Below are 24,732 nucleotides of genomic sequence, written 5' to 3'. Positions count from 1 at the left end.
CTTCTACCAGGCCCGCCAGGACTGGCCGGACGGACGCGCCGTCCATCAGTTGTGGTCGGCCTCGACGGCTGGAGTCGCTTGGCAAAATACCAGCTGAGAGGCGCTTTTCCTGGGAGAAAGCGGCTGAGGCGACCGAAGGTCAGGGGTATATGAGGAGCGGGTGCCGGACCGCCGTTCTCACGGGACGGCACGGCGTGGGCGCTGCTCGGACCGCCGGGTGACACAGACCGCACCGTTCCCCCGCACGAGCAGGCCGGGGACCAGTGCCCCGCGGCCCGCACCCACCGACCGGCACGGCGGGGACCGAGTGGGATCCTGGGTAACGGCACGGTGTAGGCGTGGTCGGGACCGTAAGGAGCACGGTGGACCTGGAAAGCACCCTCGACGAGCTCTACGCGCTGCGTCCCCACGAATTCACCGCGGTCCGCAACCAGCGAGCGGCCGAGGCCCGTCGGGCCGGTGACCGCGAACTGGCCGAACGGATCCGGGCACTGCGCAGGCCGACCGTGTCGGCCTGGGCCGGAAACATGCTCGTCCGCAAGGAGCCGGACAAGGTCCGGCCGCTGATCAGCCTCGGCGAGGGTCTCCGCGAGGCCCACAGGAACCTCGACGGCGAGCAGTTGCGCGAGCTCGGCAGGCAGCAGCACCTCCTGGTCGGGGCGCTGGCCCGAGAGGCGCGGCAGTTGGCTGCGGAGGAAGGACACTCGGTCGGCGAGGCCGCGTTCCACGAGATCGAAGCCACTCTGCACGCGGTGCTGGCCGACCCGGAGGCCGCACGGCAGTGGGCCGCCGGGCATCTCGACCGGCCGCTGAACGCGCCGGTCGGCTTCACCGGGTTGGAGGCGAGCGCGGGGGCGACGGTGCGGCCGGCCCGCGCGGAACCCCGGCCGGGGCCCTCGCCGGAGCCGGCGGAGGACGCCGGGGCCCGTCGCCGCCGGGAGAAGCTGGACCACGCCCGGCAGGAGGCGGAGGTTGCCGAGCGGCAGGCCGGCGAACGCGAGCAGGCACGCGAGGAGGCGTCGGCGGCGCTCGATCGGTCACAGGCGGTGCTGGATGGGATCAGTGAGCGGGTGGCGGCTCTGGCCCAAGAGCTGGACGAGGCGAGGGAGCAGCAGCGTCGCGCCGAACGCGGGGTTCGGGACGCGCGTGACGAGGCCTCGCGTGCGTCCCGGGCGGCCCTGTCCGCACGGCGCCGCGCGGACAGGGCGGCGACGGTGGCGGAGCGGCTGGGTGGGGGGTCGTGACGGTGGCGGCGCCGCCGCGGAGCTGTTTCCCCCGCCCGGTCCCTTCCCGGAACCGGGCTCCGCCCGGACCTGTCACCGCGCTCCGCGCGGTGTTTCGGGGGCTCTGCCCCCGGACCCCCGTGCCCCCGCGCCTCAAACGGCGGCGGGCTGGAGCCGCCTGGGGCACTTCCCACGGCCGCCGGACCGTTAGGGGGAGTTCGAGGTCCCCGCGCGGAGCGCGGTACGGGGCCTGGGGCCTCCCGCGCCACGCGCGGAGCCGCACATCGGTACAGCGGGAAGGGGCACACAGGGGAACAGCCCCCCCCGGCGGCCCCGCCCCGGAAGGCCTCAGCCGCCCCCCGCCCTCCCCAGCGCCTTCACGATCTCGTCCGCGTTGCGGTACGTGCCCTCCTCCGGCAGCCCGCGGGCCCGGTCCACGACCGGGTCGGGGGCGTGGCGTTCCTCCAGGGCGCGGACGACCGCGGCGCGGTCCGCAGGGAACGTCGTGCGGTCCAGGTGACGGGCCAGTTCGAGCCGCAGGGCCTCCGCCTCGGTCTCCGCGCGCGCCCGGTCGCGTTCCTCACCGGGCGGCGGGACGGGTCCCGACGCGTCGACCCGGACGTCGTCGTCAGCGGCGGGCTCGGGGTCGTTGGCCTCCTCGACGTGGGTGTGCTGCCCGGACCGGAGGTAGCCCTCCAGTTCGTGCTTCATCTCGTCGTCCTTGCGTGGGCTGACGGGATTGCTGCCTCGCTCGATGTCCCCCATGTCAGGAGCACCTCCTTCGTGCGTCCGTACGTCCGTGCAAGTCGCGCCGGACGGTTACCCGCAAGGGGCGGAATGACGCGAAACGGGCACTACTTTTGGCCGGCGTGACGCGTGAGCAGCGTGCGGGTCTCCAGCGCGACCCGCTGCCCCTCGCCGGTAGGGACGACCACCACCGGGACCGTCGCACCGGCCGGGCTGACGACGGTGTCCTCCCGCACGTTCACCGGCCGCAGGCCGCCCGTGACGCCGAGTACGCCCAGACCTGCGCAGACCGCCTCCCGCACCTCCGGCTGGTCGCAGCCGATCTCGCCGGTGAAGACGAGAGCGTCGAGCCTGTCCAGTGACGCGGCGCAGGCGGCGACGCCGCGCCGGACGCCCAGGGTGAAGACGTCGAGGGCCAGGGCGGCCCGCCGGTCGCCGTCCGCCGCCGACCGTACGAGGTCGCGGGTGTCGCCCGAAGTGCCGGACAGGCCCAGCAGGCCGGATCCACGGTTCAGGGTCTCCGTGAGCTCCTCGGGCTCCATTCCGGCCGATGACTGGAGCCACAGCAGCAGTCCGGGGTCGACGCTGCCGCTGCGTCTGCTCATCACCATGCCTTCGAGCGGGGTGAACCCCATGGTGGTGTCGACGCTGCGGCCTTCGCGCACCGCGCACGCCGAGCAGCCGCCGCCCAGGTGCGTGATCACGATGTGGAGGTCGCGGGCAGGCCGGTCCAGCAGGGCCGCGGCACGGTCGAGGGCCCACGCGTACGACAGGCCGTGGAAGCCGTATCTGTGCAGCCCGTACCGGTCCGTCCATTTCTGGGGCAGCCCGTAGGTGCGCGCCGGCTGCGGCAGCCCGGCGTGGAAGGCCGTGTCGAAGCACACCACGTGCGCGGCGTGCGGCAGCAGCCGCCGTGTCGCGTCGAGGGCGGTGAGAGCGGGCGGCACGTGGAGGGGGGCCAGTTCCGCGGCCCGGTCGAGCTCCGCTCGCACCGTGTCGTCGACGAGCGTGGGGCCGAGGAGCCGGGGCCCGCCGTGCACGAGGCGGTGGCCGGTGGCCGCCACCGGCGGGGCTTGGCGCAGCAGTTCCTCGATCACCTGCCGCGTCCCGCTGCCGGGAGCTTCGCTTTCGTGCCGTGCGGCCAGTTCCCGTCCTTCGCCGTCGACCACGCTCAGGTGGAGGCTAGAGGACCCGGCGTCGACGACGAGCAGGTTCGAAGCGGTCGTGGTGCCGGCGTCCGTCATGATTCCCACGTCCATTCGGTGATCTCGGCGGGATCGACTCCGGTGCGTCGCAACTCCTCACGGAGCCGGTCCCGGTGGAGTGCGTAGCGGGATGCCAGATCCCCCGTGGCCGCCGGACGGCCGCGCAGATGGCGCAGTGCCGTGATCGCCAGGTCATGACGGGAGACGCCGTTGCTCGCCAGCAGGTCGTACGGGGTGGTCGTGGTGCCCTCCTCGACGTAGCCGCGCACATGGAACCGGCCGGGGTGGGGGCGGCCGTGCAGCAGCTGGTGCACGGCGGAGGGGTAGCCGTGGAAGTCGACGACGACAGGGAGTTCCGTGCCGAACAGGGCGTCGAAGTCGGCGTCGGTCATGCCGTGCGGATGCCGTTCCGGCGGCGCGAGCGCGCACAGGTCGACGATGTTCACGACGCGGATGCGCGCCTGCGGCAGGTCGCGTCGCAGGAGCTGGGCCGCGGCGAGGGTCTCGACGGTGGGAATGCCGCCCGCGCACGCCAGGACGAGCTCGGGGTCCTCGCCGTCGTCCGTCGACGCCCACCGCCAGACCGACGCGCCCGCCTCGCAGTGCGCGCGTGCCTCGTCGAGGGCGAGCCACTGCGCCGCCGGCTGCTTGCCCGCGACGACCAGATTGATCCGGCCGGTGTCGGAGAGCACCCGCTCCATGGTGACCAGCAGGGTGTTGGCGTCGGGCGGCAGAAAGACACCGGTGACCGTGCTCTTCTTCGTGAGCAGGTTGTTGATGAATCCCGGCCCCTGGTGGCTGTAACCGTTGTGCTCCTGCCGCCAGCCCTCGCTGGTGAGCAGGTAGTTGAGGCTGCTGACCGGCGCTCGCCACGGCACCTCGCGGGACATCTTCAGCCACTTGGCGTACTGGTTGAGCATGCTGTCGACGACGGACGCGAACGCCTCGTACGTCGGGAACAGCCCGTGCCGCCCGGTCTGCAGATAACCCTGGAGCCAGCCCTGGCAGTTGTGCTCCGAAAGGATCTCCAGCACCCGGCCGTCGGGGGTGAGGTTCTCCGCGTACTCCTCGACGGGCCACACGTATCCGCGGCCGGTCACCTTCAGCACACCGTCCAGCTTGTTGGAGGCCAGCTCGTCGGGGGACATGATGCGGAAGTCGCGGGCGGCGGCGGTCCTGCGCATGATCTCCGTCAGCCAGTCCGCCAGCACCTCGTTGGGGCTCGCCTTCGCCGAGCCGGGGCCGTCCGGGACGTCGACGGCGTACGGCTCGAGCGGCGGCAGGTCGAGCGGCCGCCGCAGCCGTCCCCCGTCCCCCGCAGCCTGCATGCCGATGCGCCGATCGCCGGACGGGCAGGCGTCGAGCACCTCCGCGACCGGCCGGCCCTCCTTGTCGAACAGTTCCTCCGGGCCGTACGAGCGCAGCCAGGCCTCCAGTGCGGCGAGCTGCTCCGGGTCGTCGTGGACACCGTCCAGCGGCACCTGGTGCGCGTGGAAGGTCCCCTCGATGCGTTTCCCGGCGACCTCGGCCGGCGCTCCCTGCCCCTTGAGGCTGCGCAGTACGATCATCGGCCACGCCTGACGCTCAAGGATCCGCCCGGTCCGTGCGCGGCCCTGGATGTCCCGGATGCCGGTGTGCGCGGCGCGCACCGCCGCGGCGACCGGCTCGCCGTCCGGATCGTCCGTCACGTCGACGATGCGCGGGTCCCAGCCGTAACCACGGAACAGGGACGTCAGTTCGTCGTCGGACATGCTCGCGAACACGGTCGGCGAGGAAATTTTGTAGCCGTTGAGATGCAGCACCGGCAGTACGGCGCCGCAGGTCACCGGGTCGAGATACTTGGACGAGTGCCAGGCGCCGGCCGTCGGGCCCGTCTCCGCCTCGCCGTCCCCGACGATGCACGCCACCAGCCGGTCGGGTGCGTCGAACGCGGCGCCGAACGCGGTGGACAGGGCGTAGCCCAACTCGCCGCCCTCGTGGAGGGTGCCGGGCACCGAGGGGGAGAGGTGGCTCGGGAAGCCGTCGGGAGCGCAGTAGCGCCGGGCCAGCTCCCTCAGCCCGGCCTCGGTCCTGGCCAGCGAGGGGTCGTAGTGCTCGTGCGTGCCTTCGAGCCAGAGACCGGCGTGGTTGGCGGGTGCGCCGTGGCCCGGCCCCGTGATGAGGAGGACGTCGGCGTCCCGCTCGCGGATCAGGGTGTTGAGCGCGGAGTACACCATCGTGATGCCGGGACAGGAGCCCCAGTGGCCGAGGAGCCTGGGCTTGAGGTGCTCGGGCCGCAGCGGTTCACGCAGCAGCACATTGTCACGCAGGAAGATCAGCGCGGCGGACACGTAGTCCGCCGCCCGCCGGTAGGTCCGTGTCATGGCCTCACTCCGGCGGGGTGCCCAGCGGATTGGCCGCCAGCGCCTTCGCGGTGCCGAAGAGGTTGGCCGCCATCGCCCGGCCGGTCCTGTGCGACCAGTCGCGCCCCCGCTCGTCGTCGAGGTAGTCGGGTCCCGGCCCCGGCCCGAGGTGCCAGTACGTCCACGCCTGGCCGGGAATGGTGTAGCCGATGTCCGCCAGCGCGCCGGAGATCTCGGTGATCACATGGTGCGCGCCGTCCTCATTTCCGGTGACCACCACCCCGGCGACCTTGTTGTAGGCGACGGGGCGGCCGTCGTCGTCGGTCTCGGAGAGCATCGCGTCCATGCGCTCCAGCACACGCTGGGCCAAGGAGGAAGGATGCCCGAGCCACGTCGGCGACGCGACGACGAGGATGTCCGACTCCATCAGCTTCCCGTGCACCTGCGGCCACTGGTCGCCCGGGCCGACGGCTTCGCTCACCACGCCCGGACGGATGTCCAGGTCCACCGCCCGGATGAACTCCACCTCGACCCCGTACTTCTCGAGTTGACCCGCGACGACCGTCGCCAGCGCATGGGTGTTGGAGGGCTCGGGGGACGTCTTGAGCGTGCAGTTGATCACCAGTGCCTTCATGGGCACACCGGTACCCGGTCGGCGCAGGGGCACGCCGGGCGCCGAGCCGTTCGGGTGAGAGCGCGATGTTTCCGCCGGCGCCCGCATGGTTACCCAGGACAGGCCGGGACAGCGGCGCACACGGCACAGTGAGGAGCGGAACACCGACATGGCCAGTACGAAAGTGTCCGACCACATCCTCCAGCGGCTGCGTGAATGGGACGTCACGCACGTCTTCGCCTATGCGGGCGACGGAATCAACGGGCTCCTCGCCGCGTGGGGCCGCGCGGGCAACAAGCCGAAGTTCGTGCAGTCCCGCCACGAGGAGATGTCGGCGTTCCAGGCCGTCGGCTACGCCAAGTTCTCCGGAAAGGCCGGCGTCTGCGCCGCCACCTCGGGACCGGGCGCGATCCATCTGCTCAACGGGCTCTACGACGCGAAGCTCGACCACGTTCCCGTGGTGGCGCTCGTCGGGCAGACCAACCGCAGTGCCATGGGCGGGTCGTACCAGCAGGAGGTCGACCTTCAGAACCTCTTCAAGGACGTCGCGTCCGACTTCTGCGAGACCGCGATGGTCCCGGAACAACTGCCCAACCTCATCGACCGGGCGATGCGCACGGCCTACGCCCGGCGCACCGTGACAGCGGTCATCATCCCCGCCGACGTCCAGGAACTGGACTACAGCCCGCCGAAGCACGCCTTCAAGATGGTGCCCTCCAGCATGGGCCTCGGCCGGTACGCGCCCGTGCCCGTCGACGAGGACGTCGAGCGGGCCGCCGAGATCCTCAACGCGGGCGAGAAGGTGGCCGTGCTCGTCGGCCAGGGAGCCCGCGGAGCCCGCGCCGAGGTCGAACGGCTGGCCGACGTCCTCGGCGCCGGCGTCGCCAAGGCACTGCTCGGCAAGGACGTCCTCCCCGACGACCTGCCCTACGTCACCGGCTCGATCGGCCTGCTCGGCACCCGGCCCTCCTACGAGATGATGCAGGACTGCGACACCCTGCTGATGATCGGATCCAGCTTCCCGTACACCCAGTTCATGCCGGAGCTCGACCAGGCGCGGGCCGTGCAGATCGACATCGACCCGCACATGATCGGGCTGCGCTACCCGTTCGAGGTGAACCTCGTAGGCGACGCCCGCGAGACGCTGCGGCGGCTGCTGCCACGGCTGCACCGCAAGGAGAGCCGCGCCTGGCGCGACGGGATCGAGCAGAGCGTCGACCGCTGGTGGGAGGTCATGCAGCGCAGGGCGGCCGTCGACGCCGACCCCGTCAACCCCGAATACGTCGTCCACGCGTTGGACGGGCTGCTCCCCGACGATGCGATCGTCACCGCCGACTCGGGCTCCGCCGCGAATTGGTACGCCCGCCATCTGCGGCTCCGCGGCAGGATGCGCGGCTCGCTGTCCGGGACGCTCGCCACGATGGGTCCCGGCGTCCCGTACGCCATCGGCGCCAAGTTCGCCCACCCGGACCGCCCGGCGATCGCCCTGGTCGGCGACGGCGCGATGCAGATGAACGGCATGATGGAGATGCTCACCGCGGCGAAGTACTACCGCGAGTGGTCCGACCCGCGGCTGATCGTGGCCGTGCTGAACAACGGCGACCTCAACCAGGTGACCTGGGAGATGCGCGCCATGTCCGGGGCCCCGCAGTTCGAGGAGTCGCAGTCCATCCCGGACCTGCCCTACGCCGACATCGCCGAACGGATGGGGCTGCACGGCGTCCGCGTCGAGAAGCCCGAGCATGTCGAGTCCGCCTGGAAGCAGGCCCTCGCCGCCGACCGGCCCTTCGTCATCGACTTCCGCACCGACCCGGCCGTGCCGCCGATCCCGCCGCACGCCTCGCTCGACCAGATCGAGGCCGCCGCGTCCGCGATCCTGCGCGGGGACAGCGACCGAGGATCGATGATCCGGCAGGGCTTCAAGGCCAAGGTGCAGGAGTTCCTTCCCGGCACCCGGCACCGCGGGGACCGGCCCGGCGCGACGAAGGACAGCGCCGACGACGACAGGTGACGGCCCTTCACCGGGTGCCGCGGACCCGGGTGTCTCCCGTTGGCGCACCGGCCGTCCCAGGAGGATCGTGGGGAGATGACCACCACCATCGGAGCGGAGGAGGAGTTCTTCCTCGTCCGGGCCGACGACCGGTCCGTCGAACCGGCGGGCAGCCGCATCGTGGCGCGAGCCCGCCGCACCGTCGGCGACCTGGTGTCCGGCGAATTCCACGAGGGCCAGCTCGAGGTCCGCACACCGCCGTGCGAGGGCGCCGGCGAACTGCACCGGCACCTGGAGGCGGTACGGAAGGCGGCCGGCGCGGCCTCCGGCGCGGAAGGGCTCGTTCTGTGCGCCACCGGCACGCCGGTCATCGGTGGCGCGGGAGCCCGCGTCCTCGGCGACCACCCCCGCTACCGGGCGGGGGTGCGCCAGTTCGGCACCATGCTCGACGACTTCACCGTCTGCTCCGTCCATGTGCATGTGCATGAGCCGGACCGTGAGGTGGCGGTGCTGACGGCGAACCATCTGCGCCCCTGGCTGCCCCTGCTGGTCGCCATGAGCGCCAACTCGCCCTTCTTCGAAGGCCGTGACACCGGATACGCGAGCTGGCGGACCGTCGTCCGCGGCCGCTTCCCCGCGCTCAGCGCCCCTCCGTACGTCGATTCGCTCGCCCACTACCGACGCCTGACAGCGGCCCTGGAGGAGTCGGAGGCGATGCTCGACGCGAACATCCCGTTCTGGGACGTACGGCCCAATCCCCGTGTGCCGACGCTGGAGATCCGGGTCATGGACGTGCCGTCGGACGTGGCGGACACCGCCGCGCTCACCGCCCTCGTCAGAGCGCTGGTCGTGGACTGCGCCGAGCGGGTCCGGCGCGGCGACAAGGGGCCGCGTACCTGCGGCGAACTGCTGCGCGCCGCTTACTGGCGGGCCGCCCGCGACGGCTGGCCCGGCAGCGGCGTCGACGCGCTCACCGAACGGGTGCTGCCGTTCGCCGTCCAGGCGGCACGGCTGGTGGACCGCGTACGGCCGCGGCTGGAGGAGTACGGCGATTGCGAGCGGGTCACCGCGTTCCTGCGGCGGCTGGACGAGCACGGGTGCGGCGCGCAGCGGCAGCGGGCGTCGTGGAGCCGCCGGTCACGGCCGGCCGATGTCGTCGACGACCTCGTCGCCGCCACGGCGGGGAAAGGACCGGTCAGCCCGGCGTGAGGGTCGTCACCAGGACGTCGCGGTGGGCCGGAAGGGCGTCGTCGACCGGCCGGATGGGCGATACGCCGTGCAGGGTGCCGCGGTCGTCGGAGACCAGCAGACTCGCCGGCTCGCTCAGCGTGGCCGACAGGATCTCGTCGCCCTCGGGGCTGTAGACGGTGCTTTCGCCACCGGTGGCGTTGTCGCGGCCGATGAGCAGCGAGGACACCAGCGTGACGCCGTCCCGGTGCCTGCCTTCCGGTGTCGGCTCCCCGCCGCCCTCCGCCGTGGCGACGACCCGGAAGGGATGGACCTTGACACTCCACCACTCGGCCACGTCCAGCGCGCCCGCCACCCTGCCCAGCAGACCGAGGATCTGGCGCAGCACCGGATCGGCGACGAAGGCGCCGGTCAACGGATCGAAATGGCGGTCCACCGACTCGTAGAGCGGATTGGTGTTGTCGGGCTGGACGAACACGGTGTGGGGCAGCAGCCGCAGTTCCCCGGTCACCGGCGAGAGGGAGAAGTGTCCGTAGCGCCGCAGTCTGCGGGTGCCGCGCCGGGCCGCGTACTCGTCCTCCGTGAGGTCCTGCCAGTGGGTCGCGAAGTGGGCCCAGGACGAGGCGTCGGCACCCAGGCACGTCAGCACGTCGGCCGGGGGCATGAGGTACGCGCCCGTGCCGGCGAGCGCGGTGCGGGCCGCCTCCTCGGCGGAACGGGCCGCCGCGTTCTCGTCCGCGGGGTCGAGGAAACCGGTGTCGGTGTCCACGGTCTGCCACCGCCCTTCCTCCGGTGGGGTGAGATCTCGGGCTCAAGCCATCATCGGGCGGCCCCCCACCGGGCGCACGTCCGCACGATCGGGACGCGGGGACCGCGGCCCCGCGGCTCATGATTGGCTCCTCCCGGTCCGGGAACCCGGCGAGCTGTACGGTCCGGCGGACCGGCGCCGGGTCCGGCACAGGCACGATCATCCGGCTCCGACGGTGAGGAAGTGGGCCATGAGCGAGCAGACACCCTCCCAGGCGGAGGGCGAACGGCCGGAGGACGAGCTCCGCGCGAACTTCCCCCGCAGCACGCCGTCCCAGGCGGAGGGCGAGCGGGACGACGAGCCCGAACCTCAGGCGGAGGACACGCCGGCCCAGGACCGGCACGGCCCCAAGACCTGACGGCGGGACCGTACGGACCGCCGGCCCGGCCCTTGCCTGGCGTGGCCGGCGAGGCCGGGCCTTGGCGTGGCCCGCCCCAGGGGGGCCGGCGAGCTCCGGGCCGGGTTCGGCATGGTCCCGGGCCTGATGACGGGACCGTACGGACCGCCGGCCCGGCGCTCCCGCGGCATGGTCGGCGAGCTCCGGGCCGGGCCTCGGTGGGGCCTCCGGCCGTCGGTCCGACCTCGGCGCGGCTTCGCGGCCGAATGCCCGTCCCGCTCGCGGCGGCAGTAACACCGCGAGCCTTCCCCACGGTCGGCCGCGGCCGACGTCGCGGAAGGCTCCGGCGTGGGGGAGGCGTGGGCGTCAGCTGTTGGGCGTGACGGCCGGCTGCCGGTGTCGAAGCAGTACGGACCCGGCGAGGAAGGCGCACGCCCCCGTGCACAGGACCGCGGCCGCTCTGCCCCAGGCGAACGAGTCGCCCAGGCTGCTCTGCAGCAGATTCAAGGTCCCGACGCCCGCGAGCGCGTGCAGCGCGGCGACGCCGACCGCCAGGCCGGCGGCGGCCGCCCAGACCAGCGCGGTGTCACACACCGCGAGCCATACGGCGACGATCAGGCAGAGCACCGTGACGGCGACGGAGAGGGTCTCGGCGTAGCCGCCGGAACGCAGGCCGGCGACGTCGGTGGGCAGATGGATGACGCCGCAGGCGAAGAGAACGACGGCGGCGGGCCAGCGCAGTCCCGAACGCATGGCCGGCGAGACGGTGTGGCCGTCCGGGCCGGCGGCCAGGGCGCCGTTCAGCGCCGCCATGGGCCACGGCGTCTTCGACGGCCGTGTCTCGGCGGCGGCGGTGGCCTGCGGCCCGGCGGGGACCTCGTGCCGGGAGGCGTCCTCCCCGGGGGACGGCGAGGGCTCGTGACCCGCGGCGGCCTCGTTCGCGGCCGATCGCCATTCGCCGGCGTCGGTGCCGATCATGTTGACCAGCTGTACGACGTCCTCGATGGGCCGGCCGACGGCGGCGGCGCGCAACGTGGTGTCCGCCTCGTGCAGGGGGCGTGGGTACTCGTTGAGCAGGGCGACCAGCTGCCTGACCTCCTCGAGCGGGCGGGAGACCGCCGCGGCGCGCAGGGCCAGGTCACCGGGGCTGTTGACCTCTCCGGTCCGCTTCAGCCGGCTCACGAGGGCGGCGACCTCGGCCACCGGACGCTCGGTGGCGGCCGTCCGGAGCAGAGTGTGGATGGGCGGCTCGCTGTCGTTGGGCGCCGGCTCCACCGTGGGATCGGCGGCAAGGGCCCGGTCGGTTTCACCGGCCCGGCGTTCGCCGGGGGGCCCGGGCGCCGGGGCGGGGGCCTGGATCGGTGTCTCCCTGCGGAGCGGGCTCGGGTCCTCGATCGCGTCGCGCACAGGCGTCGGTGCCTTGGCGACGGCGTCTTTGCGGGCGGCATCCTCGGCGACCGGGTCCTTGGCGGCCGCGCGTGCCGGCCTCCAGGCGTAGACGCCGCTGCGGACCGGGCCGGGCTTGTCGACCGGCGTGGCTATCGGCTCCCGCCTGTCGTCCGGGTCACCGGCCGTGGCCGGGTCGTCGGTCGTGTCCGTCAACGGAGCCTCAGCCTCTGCACCGGCCTGGGGCGCCCGCGGCTTCCCGGCCGGGGTGCGCACGGGGACCGGCTCCTGTGCGGGAGCCGGCCGCGGCCTCTCCGGTCCGCCGGAACCCGTGACCGTGCCGGTGCCCGGTCCCGTCCCGCGGAGGGGGGACGGGTCCTCGGGGAGCAGCGGACTCCCGGGCTCCGGGTGGACGGGGTCGAGAGGACCGGGCGGAATCGCGGCAGCGGGGAAGACCGGCGGGTGGGAAGGGATCGGCGGCAGCGGCGGAACCGCGCGGGCCGGGAACGCCGGGGCGGCGCTGCCGGCGCCCGTCGTGCCGTCAGGGGGCCGCGGGCGGTCGTCCTGGTGGTCGGACGGGGTATGGGTGTTGGGGTCGGTGCTCATGGCGCGGGCTCCGTTCGCGGAACATCCGGGTAGGCGTACACCGTGTCGTTCGTCGTGCGCCGCCTGAGCGCGCACACTTTGTTACATCTAACGGGCACAACGTGACATTGCGCCATCCGGGAACGTCGACCGTGGGCCACCAGGCGGAATCCCCCGCGGGGCCCGTCGTTCAGCCCTACGCGTCACCACGGCCGGACCACGGCCGCGCGGTCGCCGTTCCGGCCGCCGTGCCGCCGGCGCCGAGCAGCCCGGTCGGCGACAGACCGGCCTCGCCCTGGAGGCGACCGAGGTCCCGGCGTGCCCGCAAGGCGACGGGTCCCGGCAGCCAACCCCGTGCCGCCCGCGCCAGACGGAGCCACGGCTGGCCGTACACGGCGGGCGCGCGCCGTTCGATGCCCCGTACGAGACGGTCGGCCACGGGCTGCACCGGATAGACCTTCCCGGCCGGCCACGGCAGCGCCGCCCGAAGCTCCCGCATCACCCGGTGCTCGTCCGCGGCCCGGATCATCTCGGTGTCCGCCCAGCTGAGATAGCCGACTCCCACCCCTACGCCACGGTGGGCCACTTCGGCCCTGAGGGAGTACGCGAACGCCTCAGCGCCGGACTTGGCCGCGCAGTAGGCGGTCATCATCGGGGCGGGCGCGATCGCCGCGAGGGAGGCGACCTGGAGGAAGTAGCCCCGGGTGCGCAGCAGACCGGGGAGATGCACCTGGGCCGTGAGACAGGTGCCGAGGAGATCGACCTCGAGGATCCGCCGCCAGGTCGCCGGGTCCGTCTCCAGGAACGGCCCGCCCGCCGCAACACCGGCGTTGGCCACGACCACGGACACGGGCCCGAGACTTTCCTCCACCAGGGCGGCCGTGCGGGTCATGGCCTGTTCGTCGGTGACGTCGACGGGCCAGTGCCCAGCGCCGGGAAGGCTCGCCGCCACACGTGCGAGCAGCGGTTCCTCCAGGCCGAGCAGGGCGACCCGGGCGCCGCGCCCGGCGAGGCTCCTCGCCATGGCCGCTCCGAGGCCGCGGGCCGCGCCGGTCACCACCGCCGTACGGCCGAGAAGAGGAAGGTCTTCGGCCATGGTCGGGTCTCCGTCTCCGTCGGCTTCCCACCGGGTCACCGGTAGCGGATACCCCTTTCGGCGACGTCCATCGATCCGGTGCGGCGCCGCCCTCGCCCGTCGTGAGAAGGCCGGCGCCTCCCCCGTCGTCCACGGGTCATAGATCACCGGGTAACGGGCACTCGCTGGTCGACGACGTCCCTTCCAGCCGCTGGAGGACCCATGGCCGTGCACCACCAGCTGATCGGAAAACCGCCCGCCACCGTGTGGTCGGTGCTCAGCGACCGGGACCGTTACGGCGACTGGGTCGTCGGTACCGACGACAGCCGGCCGGCGTACGGCGACTGGCCGGACGTCGGGGCGGCCCTCGAATACTCCGTCCGGGTAGGGCCCTGGACCATGCACGGCAGAACGATCGTGCGGCACTGCGAACCGCCGCGGACACTCGAACTCGAGGCGGAGAGCGGTCGGCTGGGCACAGCGCGGATCGCCATCGACATCCGGCCGTGGGGCGAGGACACCCTGGTCGTCCTGGACGAGCATCCGCTGAAGGGGCCCGGAGGCACCTTCCACAACGCGGTGCTGGACGCGTTCCTCCTTGTGCGCCACCGCCGCATGCTCAGCCGCCTGGCCGACGTCGTCGAGAACTCAGGAGAGCGCGATGCCGGACGCAGTGGTGATCGGAGCAGGGCCTAACGGTCTCGTCGGGGCCAACCTCCTCGCCGACGCGGGCTGGAGCGTCGAGGTCCTCGAGGCGCAACCGGAACCGGGCGGCGCGGTACGCAGCGACCGGGGAGTCCATCCCGACTTCATCAGCGACGTGTGCAGCTCGTTCTACCCGCTGGCAGCCGCCTCCCCGGTGATCTCCGGTCTCGAGCTGCAGCGCGAGGGTCTGAGCTGGGGCCACGCCCCTCACGTACTGGCCCATCCCCTGACCGACGGCCGGTGCGCCGTCCTGCGGCGCCGCGCCGAGGACACCGCGGCGGGCCTGGAGACCTTCGCACCCGGCGACGGTGCGGCCTGGCGCGACCTGTACGACGTGTGGGAGCGGCTGCGGCCGGACATCGTCGACCTGCTGTTCACCCCCTTCCCGCCGGTGATCCCCTCGATGCGGATGGCCGCCCGGCTTCGGACCGGCGGCGGACTGCGGCTGGCGCGGACCCTGCTGCTTCCCGTACGCCGCCTGGGGGAGGAGGAGTTCGGCGGCGAGGCGGGCAGACTGCTGCTCGCGGGCAACGCGCTGCACGCGGATCTGGCGCCGGAGGCGGCCGGCAGCGGGGGCTTCGGCTGGCTGATGTCGATGCTGGGCCAGAGCCACGGCTTTCCCGTGCCCGTCGGCGGCGCGGGCATGCTGACCGAGGCACTGGTCCGCAGGCTGGAACATCGCGGCGGCGCGGTCCGGTGCGGTCGGCGTGCCGTCGAGATCGTGGTCCGCGAGGGCCGCGCGGTGGCCGTACGGACCGCGGACGGCGAGTCGGTCCCGGCGCGCCGGGCCGTGCTGGCGGACGTGTCCGTGCCTTCGCTGTACGGGGAGTTGGTCAACGAACGGCACCTGCCGTCCCGGGTCCTGCGCGATCTGCGCCGCTTCCAATGGGACTTCGCGACGTTCAAGGTCGACTGGGCCCTCAACGGCGCCGTTCCGTGGACCGCGGAGGCGGCTGCCGGCGCCGGGACCGTCCATCTCGCCGACGGCGTCGACGGGCTCACCCGGTTCGCCGCCCAGCTGGCCATGGGGCAGGTGCCCGACCGGCCGTTCCTGCTGTTCGGCCAGATGACCACAGCGGATGCCACCCGCTCCCCGGCGGGCACCGAATCGGCATGGGCGTACACGCACGTGCCCCACCGCACCAAGGGCGACGCGGGCGACGACGGTCTCACCGGCCGCTGGGACCCGCGGGAGGGGGAGGCGATGGCCGACCGGATGGAGGAGCAGGTGGAGCGGTACGCGCCTGGCTTCCGTGCCCGGATCATCGCCCGCCGCATCCTCGCCCCGCCGACGCTCGAGGCCGCCGACGCCAACCTCGCGGGCGGTGCCATCAACGGCGGAACGACCGCACTCCACCAGCAGTTGTTCTTCCGCCCCATGCCCGGCACGGGCCGTCCGGAGACGCCCGTCGAGGGTCTTTACCTGGCCTCCGCGGGGGCGCACCCCGGCGGAGGCGTGCACGGGGCGCCGGGCGCGAACGCGGCGCGGGCCGCGCTGCGGGTGCTGTCCCCGGGCCGGCTGCTGAGCCGGACACAGCGCGTCCTCGCCCGCCGGGGCCGTGGCGGTGAGCCGACGGACCCGGGCGGGCGGGAGACGCGAGGGCGGTGAGGTCAGCTGCCGCCGCTGCCGTACGGCCGGGTGATGACCTCCATGCCATGGCCGGCCGGGTCGTGGAAGTACATGCCGCGACCACCGTCGTTGTGGTTGATCTCGCCGGGCCGCTTTCCGTGCGGATCGGCGAAGTAGGTGATGCCCGCGTCCTGGATGCGCCGGAAGACCTGGTCGAACTCTTCCTCGGAGATCAGGAACGCGTAGTGCTGCAACGGGACTTCGTGGTCGACGGTCACGAAGTCCAGAGTGACGTTGTTGCTCAGGGTGAGGGGGACGAACGGTCCCCACTCCGGGCCGGTCTCGAGCCCCAGGATGCGGGCGAGGAATTCGGCGGACTCCCGGTTGTCCCGGGCCAGAACAATGGTGTGGTTCAGCTCTACTGACACTGTGGAATGCCTCCGTAAGGCAAACTCACGGGCACCTCCATGCCTCACCCGGTCGGTGACCGACACGCGATGCCGTGCCGGCGATCATAGGACAGCGCATTCTTCGATGTCATATTCGATTCCGGTCGCCGACGGGCGGCCCCCGACGGTGTGGAGTTCAATGAAGGCGCGGGGTCCGTACGCCTGCCGCACCTGCGGCACAGCACAGGGAGCTCGGGAGCGCCATCTGGGAGTGATCGACGCGTGAGCACCAGCGGCCACATCGTGAACACCGGGTCCGAGCGGCCGGAGGACTCGGCACTGCTCGTACTCGATCACGTCGGCCGGGTGCTCGCCTGCACCGGCGGAGCGGTGGAGTTGACCGGCCTGTCCGCCGGTGAACTTCAGGGCCGCACGATCGAGGAACTGCTGACGGACCCCGGTGTCTGGTCCGCGCTCCTGGACCACGACCCGGCCGACGACTCGCGCTCGGTGCGGACGGCACTGCTGCACGCCGACGGTTCCCGCCGGGTGCAGCTCGACCTGCTTCCGGTGGACGGCCCTCTGGCCGCCCGGTATCTGATCCGGCTGGTACCCGCCGCCGTGGCCGACCGACGGGAGGAGAACGACGCGCTGCTCCGGGCACTCTTCTCGCAGAGCGGCATCGGCCTCGCCGTCTACGACAGTGAGCTGCGGCTCATCAGAGGCATCTCATTGCCGAGCGACCCGCGTCCCTCCGCCCTGCTCGCCGGCCGCCGGCTCGGCGAGCTGCTGGTGCCGGAGGACGCGGCCGCCGTGGAGGAACGCCTGCACCGGGTGGTGGCCACGGGGGAGCCGCTGATCGACTTCGTCACCACGGCCCGGCTGAGCCGGGCCCCCGAACGCGAACGGATCGTCTCCCTGTCGGCCCTGCGCATGGCCGGCCGGGACGGCGTGGCCCGCGGTGTCGCGGTGACGTTCACGGACGTGACCGAGCAGGAACGGGAACGGAGCCGCTCGGCGCTGGTGGCCACCGCGGCCTCCGCGCTCGGCCGCTCCCTGGAGGTCGGCCGCAACACGCAGGTGCTCGCCGACCTGCTGGTGCCCGCCTTCGCCGACCTGGCCTGCGTGGACATCACGGAGGCCCTGCTCGTCGGCGAGGAGCCCGGGGAGTTCGTCACCGGCGCACCGCTGCGCCGGGTCTCCGCCGTCGCGGGCGGCGGCGAATGGCCGGACCAGCTGTATCCGCAGGGCTCCATCATCCGGGTCAAGGCCTACGAGAGCGACCGGCTGCGCGGCGGTTCCGCCGTCATCGTGCCCGACCTCGACGAACTGCTGCCCAGGATCGCCGGGGACCCGGAACGCCGGAGGCTGGTTCTGGCGCCGGGCGCCGCCTCGTACATGGTCGTGCCGCTGCAGGCACGCGGCCACGTCCTCGGCGCGGTGTCGGTGTGGCGTTCACGGCAGCGGGCGCCGTTCGACGCGCGGGACGCCGCGGTCGCCGAGGACATCTGCTCCCGAGCGGCCCTCGCCATCGACAACGCCCGCCGCTACACCCGCGAGCGCCGTACGGCGGAGAGCCTCCAGCGCAGCCTGCTGCCCCGTCCGGTGCTCAAGGTGACCGCGGCGGAGACCGCCGGCGTCTATGTGCCCGGCAGGACACTGGCCGGCACGGGCGGCAGCTGGTTCGACGTCATCACCCTGTCCTCGAGCCGGGTGGCGTTCGTGGTCGGGAACCTGCGGGGTCGCGGGCTCAACGCCGCTGCCGCGATGGGCAGTCTGCGCACGGCGGTGCGCACCCTCGCCGACCTGGACCCGCCGCCCGACGAACTCCTCACTCATCTGGACGACCTGGTGGTACGGCTCGCCGACGACGAGCAGCCCGGCGAGCCCGAGGGAACCGTCCGCGGGGCCACCTGCCTGTACGCCGTCTACGACCCGGTCACCGCCCGCGCACTGATGGCCAGCGCGGGACACGCGGCGCCCGTGCTGGCCCGGTCCTCCGGGGAGACCGGCCCCGTCGACATGCTTCCCGGACCGGCGCTCGGGCTCGAGGGCGCCCCCTTCGAACCGGTGGAGGTGGCGCTCTCACCCGGCGATCTGCTGGCCTTCACCGCCGGATCGCTCTCCGACGCGCCCGGGTCCGGCGCCGGACACGTGATCGACCACCTGCGGGAGATCCGGGGCACGGGTGCGGGCGACGCGGTCGCCGTGCCCGAGATCGCGCGGGACATGCTGGTTCCCTTCCTGGCGCGCCCCCCGGACGACGACGCGGCGCTGCTGCTCGCGCGGCTGTCCGTGTCGCCCGAAGGGTCCGTCATCGCCTGGGAGTTCCCGGCCGACGTGCGGATCGTGTCCGACGCGCGGGCGCTGGTGACCGAGCGGCTCACCGTATGGGGGCTCGACGAGCTGGTGTTCACCACCGAGCTGATCGTCAGCGAACTCCTCACCAATGCGATCCGCTACGCCGGTGGCCCGGTGAGGGTGCGGCTCATCAGGGACCAGCGGCTGGTGTGCGAGGTCTCCGACCCGAGCGAGACCCAGCCCCATCTTCGCCGGGCACGGCTGACCGACGAGGGCGGCCGCGGGCTTTTCCTGATCGCCCAACTGGCGCACCGGTGGGGGAGCAGGAACACGGCCGCCGGCAAGACCATCTGGACGGAGCAGCTGCTGCCCTGAGCGGAACCGGCGCCGCGGGACTGTCCGCGCGCCGCCTGACGTGGTCCACTGACCCACGGGGAGCGTGGCCGATGAACGCGAGACACAGACGGGGACGCAAGGACGACGGCCGTGGCCGGCCGGTACGCAGACGCACCGTGGCCGCCACGCTGACCGCTGCCGCCCTCACCGTGTCGCTCTACGGATGCACCGGCCCGGAGCCCGGACCGAAGGAGACCTCCACCTCGTCCGCCGCGCGCGGGACGTCGTACTTCACCGGGCTGCCGGCCAAGCAGGGACCGGTGCTCGCCGTGAAGATCGACAACGTCCGGCCGGCCCGCCCGCACACGGGGCTCGGGGCCGCCGACATCGTCTACGTCGAGCAGGTCGAGTCGGGACTCAGCCGGATACTGGCCGTTTTCTCCTCCACCCTGCCGCCGCGGATCGGCCCGGTGCGCAGCGCGCGGGAGTCCGATCTGGAGCTGCTGCGGCAGTTCGGCAGGCCCGCGCTCGTGTACTCCGGCGCCCAGTCGGCGCTGCGGCCGCTGATCGAGGCCGCGCCCGTCGCCGCGCTGCCGCAGGGGGAGGCGCCCGACGCTTTCGTCCGCTCCGGCGACCGCCCCGCGCCGCACAACCTCTACGTGCTTCCCGATCGTGCCCTCGCCGCCGCCCGCGACGTGAGTGACGCCTCGGACATCGGCATGCGCTTCGGCGCCGCTCCCGACGGCGGCCGTCCGCTCGAGGAGCACACCGTGCGCTATCCCGCGGCCCGGTACACCTTCAGCTGGTCACCGGAGCGGAAGCGGTGGCTCGTGGCGATGGACGGGGCCGCCGCGCGGACCACGGACGGGGGACGGCTCGAACCCTCGACGGTCGTCGTGCAGTACACGCAGGTCCGGCCCTCCAAGTTCCGAGACCGCGGCGGCAGCGTGTCTCCGTACACGGAGACGGTCGGCTCGGGCACGGCGCTGGTACTGCGGGACGGACGCGCCTACGACGCCCGCTGGCAGCGGGCGAGTGCCGACGGGGACACCGTCTTCACCGACGCGGCCGGTGAGCGGCTGGACTTCGCCCCCGGCCAGGTGTGGGTGCTGCTCACCGCCCGCTGAGCCTCGCCCGCGCCGTCGTCCCGCCCGCGGTGATCAGGCGGTGCAGGCGGTCCGCCGCGGCCCGGCCGAATGCCGGGCTGTTGATGTCCGTGTCGTACTCGACCACTTCGACGGCGCTGCCGGACAGACCGTCGCGCAGGGCGGCGAACAGCGCCTCGTCCAGGGCCGGATCGTGGTAGGGGCCGCCCGGCGCGCCGAGCGTCGACAGGCCCCGCAGCGGTACGCACACCTCGGCCGGACCGGTGGCCGCCCGCAGCTTGGCGGCGACGCGGCGGCCGAGCTCCGCACACTCCTCCGCCGTCGTGCGGACCACGGTGATCGACGGGTTGTGCACCCGCACGTCGCGTCCGCGCAGATGCCGGGGGAGGGTGTCGGGCGGACCGAACTTCACCATGTCGAGGGCGCCCAGGCTCACCACCTGGGGTGTGCCCCGGCGTCCGGCGGCGCTCAGCCGGTCCGGTCCCGCGGTGAGGATCCCGCCGACGAGGTCGTCGGCGAGCTCGCCGAGGGTCAGGTCCAGTACGCCCGCGAACAGACCCTGCCCGGCCAGCGACTCCAGCGTCCGGCCGCCGGCTCCGCTGACGTGGAACACCAGCACCTCGTAGCCCAGCCTGGTCAGCCGTTCACGGGCGGCGTCCACGCCCGCGGTCGTCACCCCCGCCATGCTCGCGGCTACGAGCGGCCTGCCACCGGCGGCGAGCTCCGTGGGGAGCAGCGCCTTTCGGTGTGCTTCGAAACCTTTCGCCATGCCGGCCGCCGCGTGCGCGGCGTTCGCCAGCACCGGGGCCAGGACGCTGTTCACGCCGGCGATGTCCACGATGCTGTACATCATGGTGATGTCGGACACCCCCACATAGGGCGACACATCACCGGCGGCCATCGAGGAGACCATCAACTTCGGCACTCCCAGCGGCAGTTCCCTCATCGCCCTGGTCGCGATCGACGTTCCGCCGCTGCCGCCCAGCGCGAGGACGGCGTGCAGCCGGCCCTCGTCGTACAGGCGCAGCACGCTCGCGGCGGCACCGCGGGCCATGGCCGTCACGGCCGTGCCGCGGTCCGCCGCCGCCCGTAGCCCGGCCAGGTCGGCGCCGGCCGCGCGGGCCACTGCGGAACGAGGCACGTCAGCCTCGATCCGCGGCTCGCCCACCACGCCGGCGTCGACCACCAGCACCTCGACCCCGGCGGCCAGCAGCCGTTCACGCAGCCAGCCGTACTCCACACCCTTGGTGTCCAGCGTGCCCACCAGTACAACTGTCGCCATGACACGTACTGTTCGCGGAAATCCGGCGGTCGACAAGAGTGCCCGACCGGTCGTCCCCGGTCAGGCGGCGGGCGGAGCGGTGCTGTTGCGGACCACCAGGCTGGTCGCCAGGTCGATGCGGGTCGCGGCCGGCCGCCTGCCGCGACCGAGGTCCAGCACGAGCCGTGCGGCGGCCTCGGCCATCTCCGTCAGCGGCTGCCGCACGGTGGTGAGCGGCGGGCCCACCCAGCGCGCCAGCGGCAGATCGTCGAAGCCCACGATGCTCAGGTCCTCCGGGATCCGGACCCCGAGTTCCCGGGCGGCCTCGTAGAGACCGAGGGCCTGAAGGTCGTTGCCCGTGAACACGGCGGTCGGCGGCTGCGGCAGGCGCAGCAGTTCGAGACCGGCGGCGTGGCCGGCCTCGTGGTGGAAGTCGCCCTCCCGTACGAGCTCGGCGTCGACCGGCACGCCGGCGCTCTCCAGCGCCGAGCGGTAGCCGTCGATGCGGGCGCGGCTGCACATCATCCGCGAGGGGCCGCCGATCACGCCGATCCGGCGGTGGCCGAGCTCGAGCAGATGCCGGGTGGCGGCGAGGCCGCCCTGCCAGTTCGTGGCGCCGACCGAGGGCACGTCGTCGCCGGGGTCGCCGGCCGGGTCCACCACGACGAACGGGATGTCGCGGCTGGTCAGCTGGGCCCGCTGGGCCGGATCGAGGTCGGAGAGGACGAGGATCACCCCGGCGGGGCGACGGGCGAGGACACCGTCCACCCACGTCTGGCCGGGCATGAGCCGCCCCGCGCTCTCCGAGAGGACCAGGGACAGTCCCTCTTCCCGCGCCACGTTCTCCACTCCTCGGATGACCTCCATGGCCCAGGAGCTCTCCAGCTCGTGGAAGACGAGGTCGATCATCCGGGACTGCTGCGAGGCACCGCGCCGCCGGCGGTAGCCGTGGCGGCGCAGCAATTCCTCCACGCGGGTGCGGGTCGAGGCGGCGACATCGGCTCGCCCGTTCAGGACTTTCGAAACTGTCGGAGCCGACACGCCGGCCGCGCGGGCGATCTCGGCCAGTGTGGCACCGCCCCCGACCGTTTCGTCCGAGGACGGATCCTCCGGTCGGGACTGGACGTCTGCGGGTCTCATGCAGGGATCGTAGCCCGCCGCACTGTGTGCACAAGCTCTGACCACTGATCGCGGAAAGCTTTCGTGGGACCTCTTGACGCGCCGGAAACGCACTCGTACCGTTCCGGCAACATTCGCAAGGCGATTCGAAACATTCGATGGGGGCAGTTATGGGGTCGGGCTTTCTCCGCAGAGGTACGGGTACGGCCAGATGGACCGCGGCGCTCGCCGCGACGGCGATGGCCGCGGTCCTCGCCGGCTGCGGCTCCGGCAGTGGCACGGGGGCCGCGAAGAGCGCCATCACCGCCTACGTCTACGGCGACGACGCGGTGAAGGTTCAGCAGGCGGCCGTCGAGGAGTTCAACAAGACGTCGGACGTCAAGGTCAAGCTGGTCCCGGTCCCCGGCGCCGAGTACGTCAACAAGCTCCGCACCGCCATGGGCTCGCCCAACGCCCCGGACGTCTTCTTCAACTGGGGCGGCGGCTCCATCAAGCCGTACGTGGAAGCCGGCCAGCTCGTCGACCTGTCCCCGCACTTCCAGAAGGACGAGACCCTGCGGAGCGGGTTCCTGCCGTCCGTCGTCGAAGCGGGCAGGCTCGCCGGCAAGGTCTACGGCGTACCCATGCGCGGCATGCAGCCGGTGATGCTCTTCTACAACAAGACCCTGTTCGCCGAGAACGACCTCCAGCCGCCGAAGACCTGGGACGACCTGCAGAAGGCCATCAGCACCTTCAAGGCGAAGAAGATCACGCCGTTCGCGCTCGGCGGCACCGACGCCTGGACCCAGCTCATGTGGCTCGAGTACCTGCTCGACCGCATCGGCGGCCCCGAGGTCTTCAAGAAGATCCAGAACGGTGACTCCTCCGCCTGGGGCGACCCCGCGGTCCTCAAGGCCGCGCAGACGACCCGGCAGCTGATCGACGACGGCGCCTTCGGCAAGAACTTCAACTCGGTGTCCTACTCCAACGGCGGCGCCCCCGCGCTCTTCGCCCAGGGCAAGGCCGCGATGCACCTGATGGGCTCGTGGGAGTACCCCACCCAGCTGGGCAAGGCCCCCGACTTCGCCAAGAAGGACCTCGGCTGGACCGCGTTCCCGACCGTGGCCGGCGGCACCGGTGACCCGGGCAACGTCGTGGGCAACCCCACCAACTACTGGTCGGTCAACGCCCGCACCAAGTACAAGGACGCCGCCATCGACTTCCTGAAGACGATGGCTTCCAAGGAGTACTCGAAGGCCCTCGTCGACAACGGCGACATCCCCACCACCGCCAACGCCTCCCAGATGCTCCAGACCTCGCCCAACCCCGGGTTCGCCGAGTTCCAGTACAAGATGGTCCGGACGGCCCCGAGTTTCACGCTCTCCTGGGACCAGGCGCTGGAGGCGAGCAAGGCCACCCCGATGCTCACCGAGATCAACAAGCTGTTCGCAGGCAAGTCGACGCCGGAGCAGTTCGTCGAGGCCCTGAAGGCGCTCAAGTAACCATGACACAAGTTTCCACACCGCTCGAGAAGCAGCGGAGCAGAGCGGCGGCCGCCACGAAGCGCGGCCGCCGCACTGCGGCGGGCCAGGGCTTCGGCCGTCCCTCCGTCACCTGGGCACTGCCCGGCATCCTCTTCTTCGGGCTCTTCGCAATCGTGCCGATGGCGCTGGCCGTCTATCTGTCCTTCTGCTCCTGGGACGGACTCACCTCGCCGACGCCCGTCGGACTCGACAACTGGACGCGGCTGTTCAAGGATCCGGAATTCCGCCAGGCCGGCTCGCTCAGCCTGCTGCTGACCGTCATCAGCTGGGCCTTCCAGACGCCCATCGCGCTGCTGCTGGGCGTATGGGCGGCAGGCAGGCAGCGCAACCGCGCAGTGCTCTCCGCGATCTTCTTCGTCCCCCTGCTGCTGTCCACCACGGCGATCGCGGTGCTCTTCCACTCGCTCCTCGACCCCAACTTCGGTGTGATCAAGGAGATCGGGCCCTGGTTCGGGATCGACCCCAACATCCTGGGCTCGTCCACCGGAGCGCTGCTCACCGTGGCCTTCGTCGGCGGCTGGCAGTTCATGCCGTTCCACACCCTGATCTACCAGGGCGGCACCCGGCAGATCCCGCAGGTGCTCCACCAGGCGGCCTCGATCGACGGGGCGGGACCGGTCCGGCAGTTCTTCTCGATCACCCTCCCCCAGCTGCGCAACACCATCACCACGTCGTCGGTGCTGATGATCGTCGGATCGCTGACGTACTTCGACACCGTGCTCATCATGACCAAGGGCGGACCGGGCACCGACACCACGATCGTGCCCTACCTGATGTACCGCACCGGCTTCCAGAGCTACGACCTCGGCTATGCCAGCGCCATTGCCACGGCGCTCGTCGTGGTGGCGACCACCCTGTCCCTGCTGATGGTGAAGTTCAGCGGATTCGGGGCCATGCGCTCCACCAGGGAAGGAATGTGACCG

Annotated in this window: 20 protein-coding genes; 10 read left to right on the top strand and 10 right to left on the bottom strand. The window is 72.4% G+C overall.

Going from position 1 to position 24,732, the window contains the following annotated elements:
* Positions 1-362: 362 nt before the first annotated feature.
* Positions 363-1,244, top strand: a complete 882-nt coding sequence (locus MDN94_RS26045) for a hypothetical protein (protein WP_482728335.1) — start codon at positions 363-365, stop codon at positions 1,242-1,244.
* Between the two features lie 327 nt (positions 1,245-1,571).
* On the opposite strand, the gene MDN94_RS26040 is transcribed toward MDN94_RS26045, so the two are convergent.
* The 4 genes from MDN94_RS26040 to MDN94_RS26025 form a co-directional block, all read right to left on the bottom strand.
* Positions 1,572-1,988, bottom strand: coding sequence for a DUF2795 domain-containing protein (locus MDN94_RS26040; protein WP_482728334.1), 417 nt, complete (start codon positions 1,986-1,988; stop codon positions 1,572-1,574).
* Between the two features lie 89 nt (positions 1,989-2,077).
* Positions 2,078-3,214, bottom strand: a complete 1,137-nt coding sequence (locus MDN94_RS26035; RefSeq protein ID WP_482728333.1) for an acetate/propionate family kinase — start codon at positions 3,212-3,214, stop codon at positions 2,078-2,080.
* Entirely contained in the window at positions 3,211-5,538 is a 2,328-nt protein-coding gene (locus MDN94_RS26030; protein WP_482728332.1) for a phosphoketolase family protein, read from the bottom strand. The genes MDN94_RS26035 and MDN94_RS26030 overlap by 4 nt, the downstream gene beginning before the upstream one ends.
* A 4-nt stretch (positions 5,539-5,542) precedes the next feature.
* On the bottom strand, positions 5,543-6,151 hold the full coding sequence (locus MDN94_RS26025) for a flavodoxin family protein (RefSeq protein WP_482728331.1): 609 nt from the start codon (positions 6,149-6,151) through the stop codon (positions 5,543-5,545).
* A gap of 148 nt (positions 6,152-6,299) precedes the next feature.
* On the opposite strand from MDN94_RS26025, the gene MDN94_RS26020 reads away from it, so the two are divergent.
* Together MDN94_RS26020 and MDN94_RS26015 are read left to right on the top strand one after the other, a co-directional pair.
* A complete protein-coding gene (locus MDN94_RS26020; RefSeq protein WP_482728330.1) occupies positions 6,300-8,141 on the top strand; it encodes a thiamine pyrophosphate-requiring protein in 1,842 nt (613 codons plus the stop codon).
* Positions 8,142-8,216: 75 nt separating this feature from the next.
* Entirely contained in the window at positions 8,217-9,329 is a 1,113-nt protein-coding gene (locus MDN94_RS26015) for a carboxylate-amine ligase (protein ID WP_482728329.1), read from the top strand.
* Here MDN94_RS26015 and MDN94_RS26010 read toward each other — a convergent pair.
* Positions 9,316-10,077 carry a 2OG-Fe dioxygenase family protein gene (locus tag MDN94_RS26010; protein WP_482728328.1) on the bottom strand — a complete coding sequence of 254 codons (762 nt, stop codon included), beginning with the start codon at positions 10,075-10,077 and terminating at the stop codon, positions 9,316-9,318. The genes MDN94_RS26015 and MDN94_RS26010 overlap by 14 nt on opposite strands.
* Positions 10,078-10,306: 229 nt before the next feature.
* Here MDN94_RS26010 and MDN94_RS26005 point away from each other — a divergent pair, with 229 nt between their 5' ends.
* Positions 10,307-10,474: a hypothetical protein gene (locus MDN94_RS26005; protein ID WP_482728327.1), complete on the top strand. Its 168-nt coding sequence runs from the start codon at positions 10,307-10,309 to the stop codon at positions 10,472-10,474.
* 345 nt (positions 10,475-10,819) lie between these two features.
* Here the strand turns inward: MDN94_RS26005 and MDN94_RS26000 are convergent, their stop codons facing one another.
* On the bottom strand, positions 10,820-12,445 hold the full coding sequence (locus MDN94_RS26000) for a hypothetical protein (RefSeq protein ID WP_482728326.1): 1,626 nt from the start codon (positions 12,443-12,445) through the stop codon (positions 10,820-10,822).
* Positions 12,446-12,620: 175 nt separating this feature from the next.
* Entirely contained in the window at positions 12,621-13,520 is a 900-nt protein-coding gene (locus MDN94_RS25995) for a short-chain dehydrogenase/reductase (protein WP_482728325.1), read from the bottom strand.
* Between the two features lie 201 nt (positions 13,521-13,721).
* Here MDN94_RS25995 and MDN94_RS25990 point away from each other — a divergent pair, with 201 nt between their 5' ends.
* Both MDN94_RS25990 and MDN94_RS25985 read left to right on the top strand, forming a co-directional pair.
* On the top strand, positions 13,722-14,195 hold the full coding sequence (locus tag MDN94_RS25990; protein ID WP_482728324.1) for an SRPBCC family protein: 474 nt from the start codon (positions 13,722-13,724) through the stop codon (positions 14,193-14,195).
* Complete coding sequence (locus MDN94_RS25985) at positions 14,161-15,813, top strand: phytoene desaturase family protein (RefSeq protein ID WP_482728323.1); 1,653 nt, start codon at positions 14,161-14,163, stop codon at positions 15,811-15,813. The genes MDN94_RS25990 and MDN94_RS25985 overlap by 35 nt, the downstream gene beginning before the upstream one ends.
* 2 nt (positions 15,814-15,815) lie before the next feature.
* Here the strand turns inward: MDN94_RS25985 and MDN94_RS25980 are convergent, their stop codons facing one another.
* Positions 15,816-16,202, bottom strand: a complete 387-nt coding sequence (locus MDN94_RS25980; protein ID WP_441264669.1) for a VOC family protein — start codon at positions 16,200-16,202, stop codon at positions 15,816-15,818.
* Positions 16,203-16,445: 243 nt separating this feature from the next.
* Here MDN94_RS25980 and MDN94_RS25975 point away from each other — a divergent pair, with 243 nt between their 5' ends.
* The gene (locus MDN94_RS25975) at positions 16,446-18,839 is read left to right on the top strand and encodes an ATP-binding SpoIIE family protein phosphatase (RefSeq protein WP_482728322.1); all 2,394 of its coding nucleotides are present in this window, start codon (positions 16,446-16,448) and stop codon (positions 18,837-18,839) included.
* A 71-nt stretch (positions 18,840-18,910) separates the two neighbouring features.
* Positions 18,911-19,927, top strand: a complete 1,017-nt coding sequence (locus tag MDN94_RS25970; RefSeq protein ID WP_482728321.1) for a DUF3048 domain-containing protein — start codon at positions 18,911-18,913, stop codon at positions 19,925-19,927.
* On the opposite strand, the gene MDN94_RS25965 is transcribed toward MDN94_RS25970, so the two are convergent.
* The gene (locus MDN94_RS25965) at positions 19,914-21,188 is read right to left on the bottom strand and encodes a Tm-1-like ATP-binding domain-containing protein (RefSeq protein WP_482728320.1); all 1,275 of its coding nucleotides are present in this window, start codon (positions 21,186-21,188) and stop codon (positions 19,914-19,916) included. The genes MDN94_RS25970 and MDN94_RS25965 overlap by 14 nt on opposite strands.
* A gap of 60 nt (positions 21,189-21,248) precedes the next feature.
* Positions 21,249-22,307 (bottom strand): LacI family DNA-binding transcriptional regulator, encoded by a 1,059-nt coding sequence (locus tag MDN94_RS25960; RefSeq protein ID WP_482728319.1) that lies wholly within the window; start codon positions 22,305-22,307, stop codon positions 21,249-21,251.
* 149 nt (positions 22,308-22,456) lie between these two features.
* Between MDN94_RS25960 and MDN94_RS25955 the strand changes: the two genes are divergently transcribed.
* Both MDN94_RS25955 and MDN94_RS25950 read left to right on the top strand, forming a co-directional pair.
* On the top strand, positions 22,457-23,767 hold the full coding sequence (locus MDN94_RS25955; RefSeq protein WP_482729085.1) for an extracellular solute-binding protein: 1,311 nt from the start codon (positions 22,457-22,459) through the stop codon (positions 23,765-23,767).
* A gap of 2 nt (positions 23,768-23,769) precedes the next feature.
* A complete protein-coding gene (locus MDN94_RS25950) occupies positions 23,770-24,729 on the top strand; it encodes a carbohydrate ABC transporter permease (protein WP_482728318.1) in 960 nt (319 codons plus the stop codon).
* Positions 24,730-24,732 lie beyond the last annotated feature (3 nt).

It is taken from the genome of Streptomyces sp. WAC00040, from assembly GCF_056835925.1.
Note: the sequence above shows the minus strand (reverse complement) of the source record. Positions and strands in the feature narration are given on the sequence as shown.

What these genes read in the sequence shown, in the direction of transcription:
- MDN94_RS26040 (WP_482728334.1), bottom strand. Translation starts at nt 1,988, where the DNA reads ATGGGGGACATCGAGCGAGGCAGCAATCCCGTCAGCCCACGCAAGGAC.
- MDN94_RS26035 (WP_482728333.1), bottom strand. Translation starts at nt 3,214, where the DNA reads ATGACGGACGCCGGCACCACGACCGCTTCGAACCTGCTCGTCGTCGAC.
- MDN94_RS26030 (WP_482728332.1), bottom strand. Translation starts at nt 5,538, where the DNA reads ATGACACGGACCTACCGGCGGGCGGCGGACTACGTGTCCGCCGCGCTG.
- MDN94_RS26025 (WP_482728331.1), bottom strand. Translation starts at nt 6,151, where the DNA reads ATGAAGGCACTGGTGATCAACTGCACGCTCAAGACGTCCCCCGAGCCC.
- MDN94_RS26020 (WP_482728330.1), top strand. Translation starts at nt 6,300, where the DNA reads ATGGCCAGTACGAAAGTGTCCGACCACATCCTCCAGCGGCTGCGTGAA.
- MDN94_RS26015 (WP_482728329.1), top strand. Translation starts at nt 8,217, where the DNA reads ATGACCACCACCATCGGAGCGGAGGAGGAGTTCTTCCTCGTCCGGGCC.
- MDN94_RS26005 (WP_482728327.1), top strand. Translation starts at nt 10,307, where the DNA reads ATGAGCGAGCAGACACCCTCCCAGGCGGAGGGCGAACGGCCGGAGGAC.
- MDN94_RS26000 (WP_482728326.1), bottom strand. Translation starts at nt 12,445, where the DNA reads ATGAGCACCGACCCCAACACCCATACCCCGTCCGACCACCAGGACGAC.
- MDN94_RS25995 (WP_482728325.1), bottom strand. Translation starts at nt 13,520, where the DNA reads ATGGCCGAAGACCTTCCTCTTCTCGGCCGTACGGCGGTGGTGACCGGC.
- MDN94_RS25990 (WP_482728324.1), top strand. Translation starts at nt 13,722, where the DNA reads ATGGCCGTGCACCACCAGCTGATCGGAAAACCGCCCGCCACCGTGTGG.
- MDN94_RS25985 (WP_482728323.1), top strand. Translation starts at nt 14,161, where the DNA reads ATGCCGGACGCAGTGGTGATCGGAGCAGGGCCTAACGGTCTCGTCGGG.
- MDN94_RS25970 (WP_482728321.1), top strand. Translation starts at nt 18,911, where the DNA reads ATGAACGCGAGACACAGACGGGGACGCAAGGACGACGGCCGTGGCCGG.
- MDN94_RS25965 (WP_482728320.1), bottom strand. Translation starts at nt 21,188, where the DNA reads ATGGCGACAGTTGTACTGGTGGGCACGCTGGACACCAAGGGTGTGGAG.
- MDN94_RS25960 (WP_482728319.1), bottom strand. Translation starts at nt 22,307, where the DNA reads ATGAGACCCGCAGACGTCCAGTCCCGACCGGAGGATCCGTCCTCGGAC.
- MDN94_RS25955 (WP_482729085.1), top strand. Translation starts at nt 22,457, where the DNA reads ATGGGGTCGGGCTTTCTCCGCAGAGGTACGGGTACGGCCAGATGGACC.
- MDN94_RS25950 (WP_482728318.1), top strand. Translation starts at nt 23,770, where the DNA reads ATGACACAAGTTTCCACACCGCTCGAGAAGCAGCGGAGCAGAGCGGCG.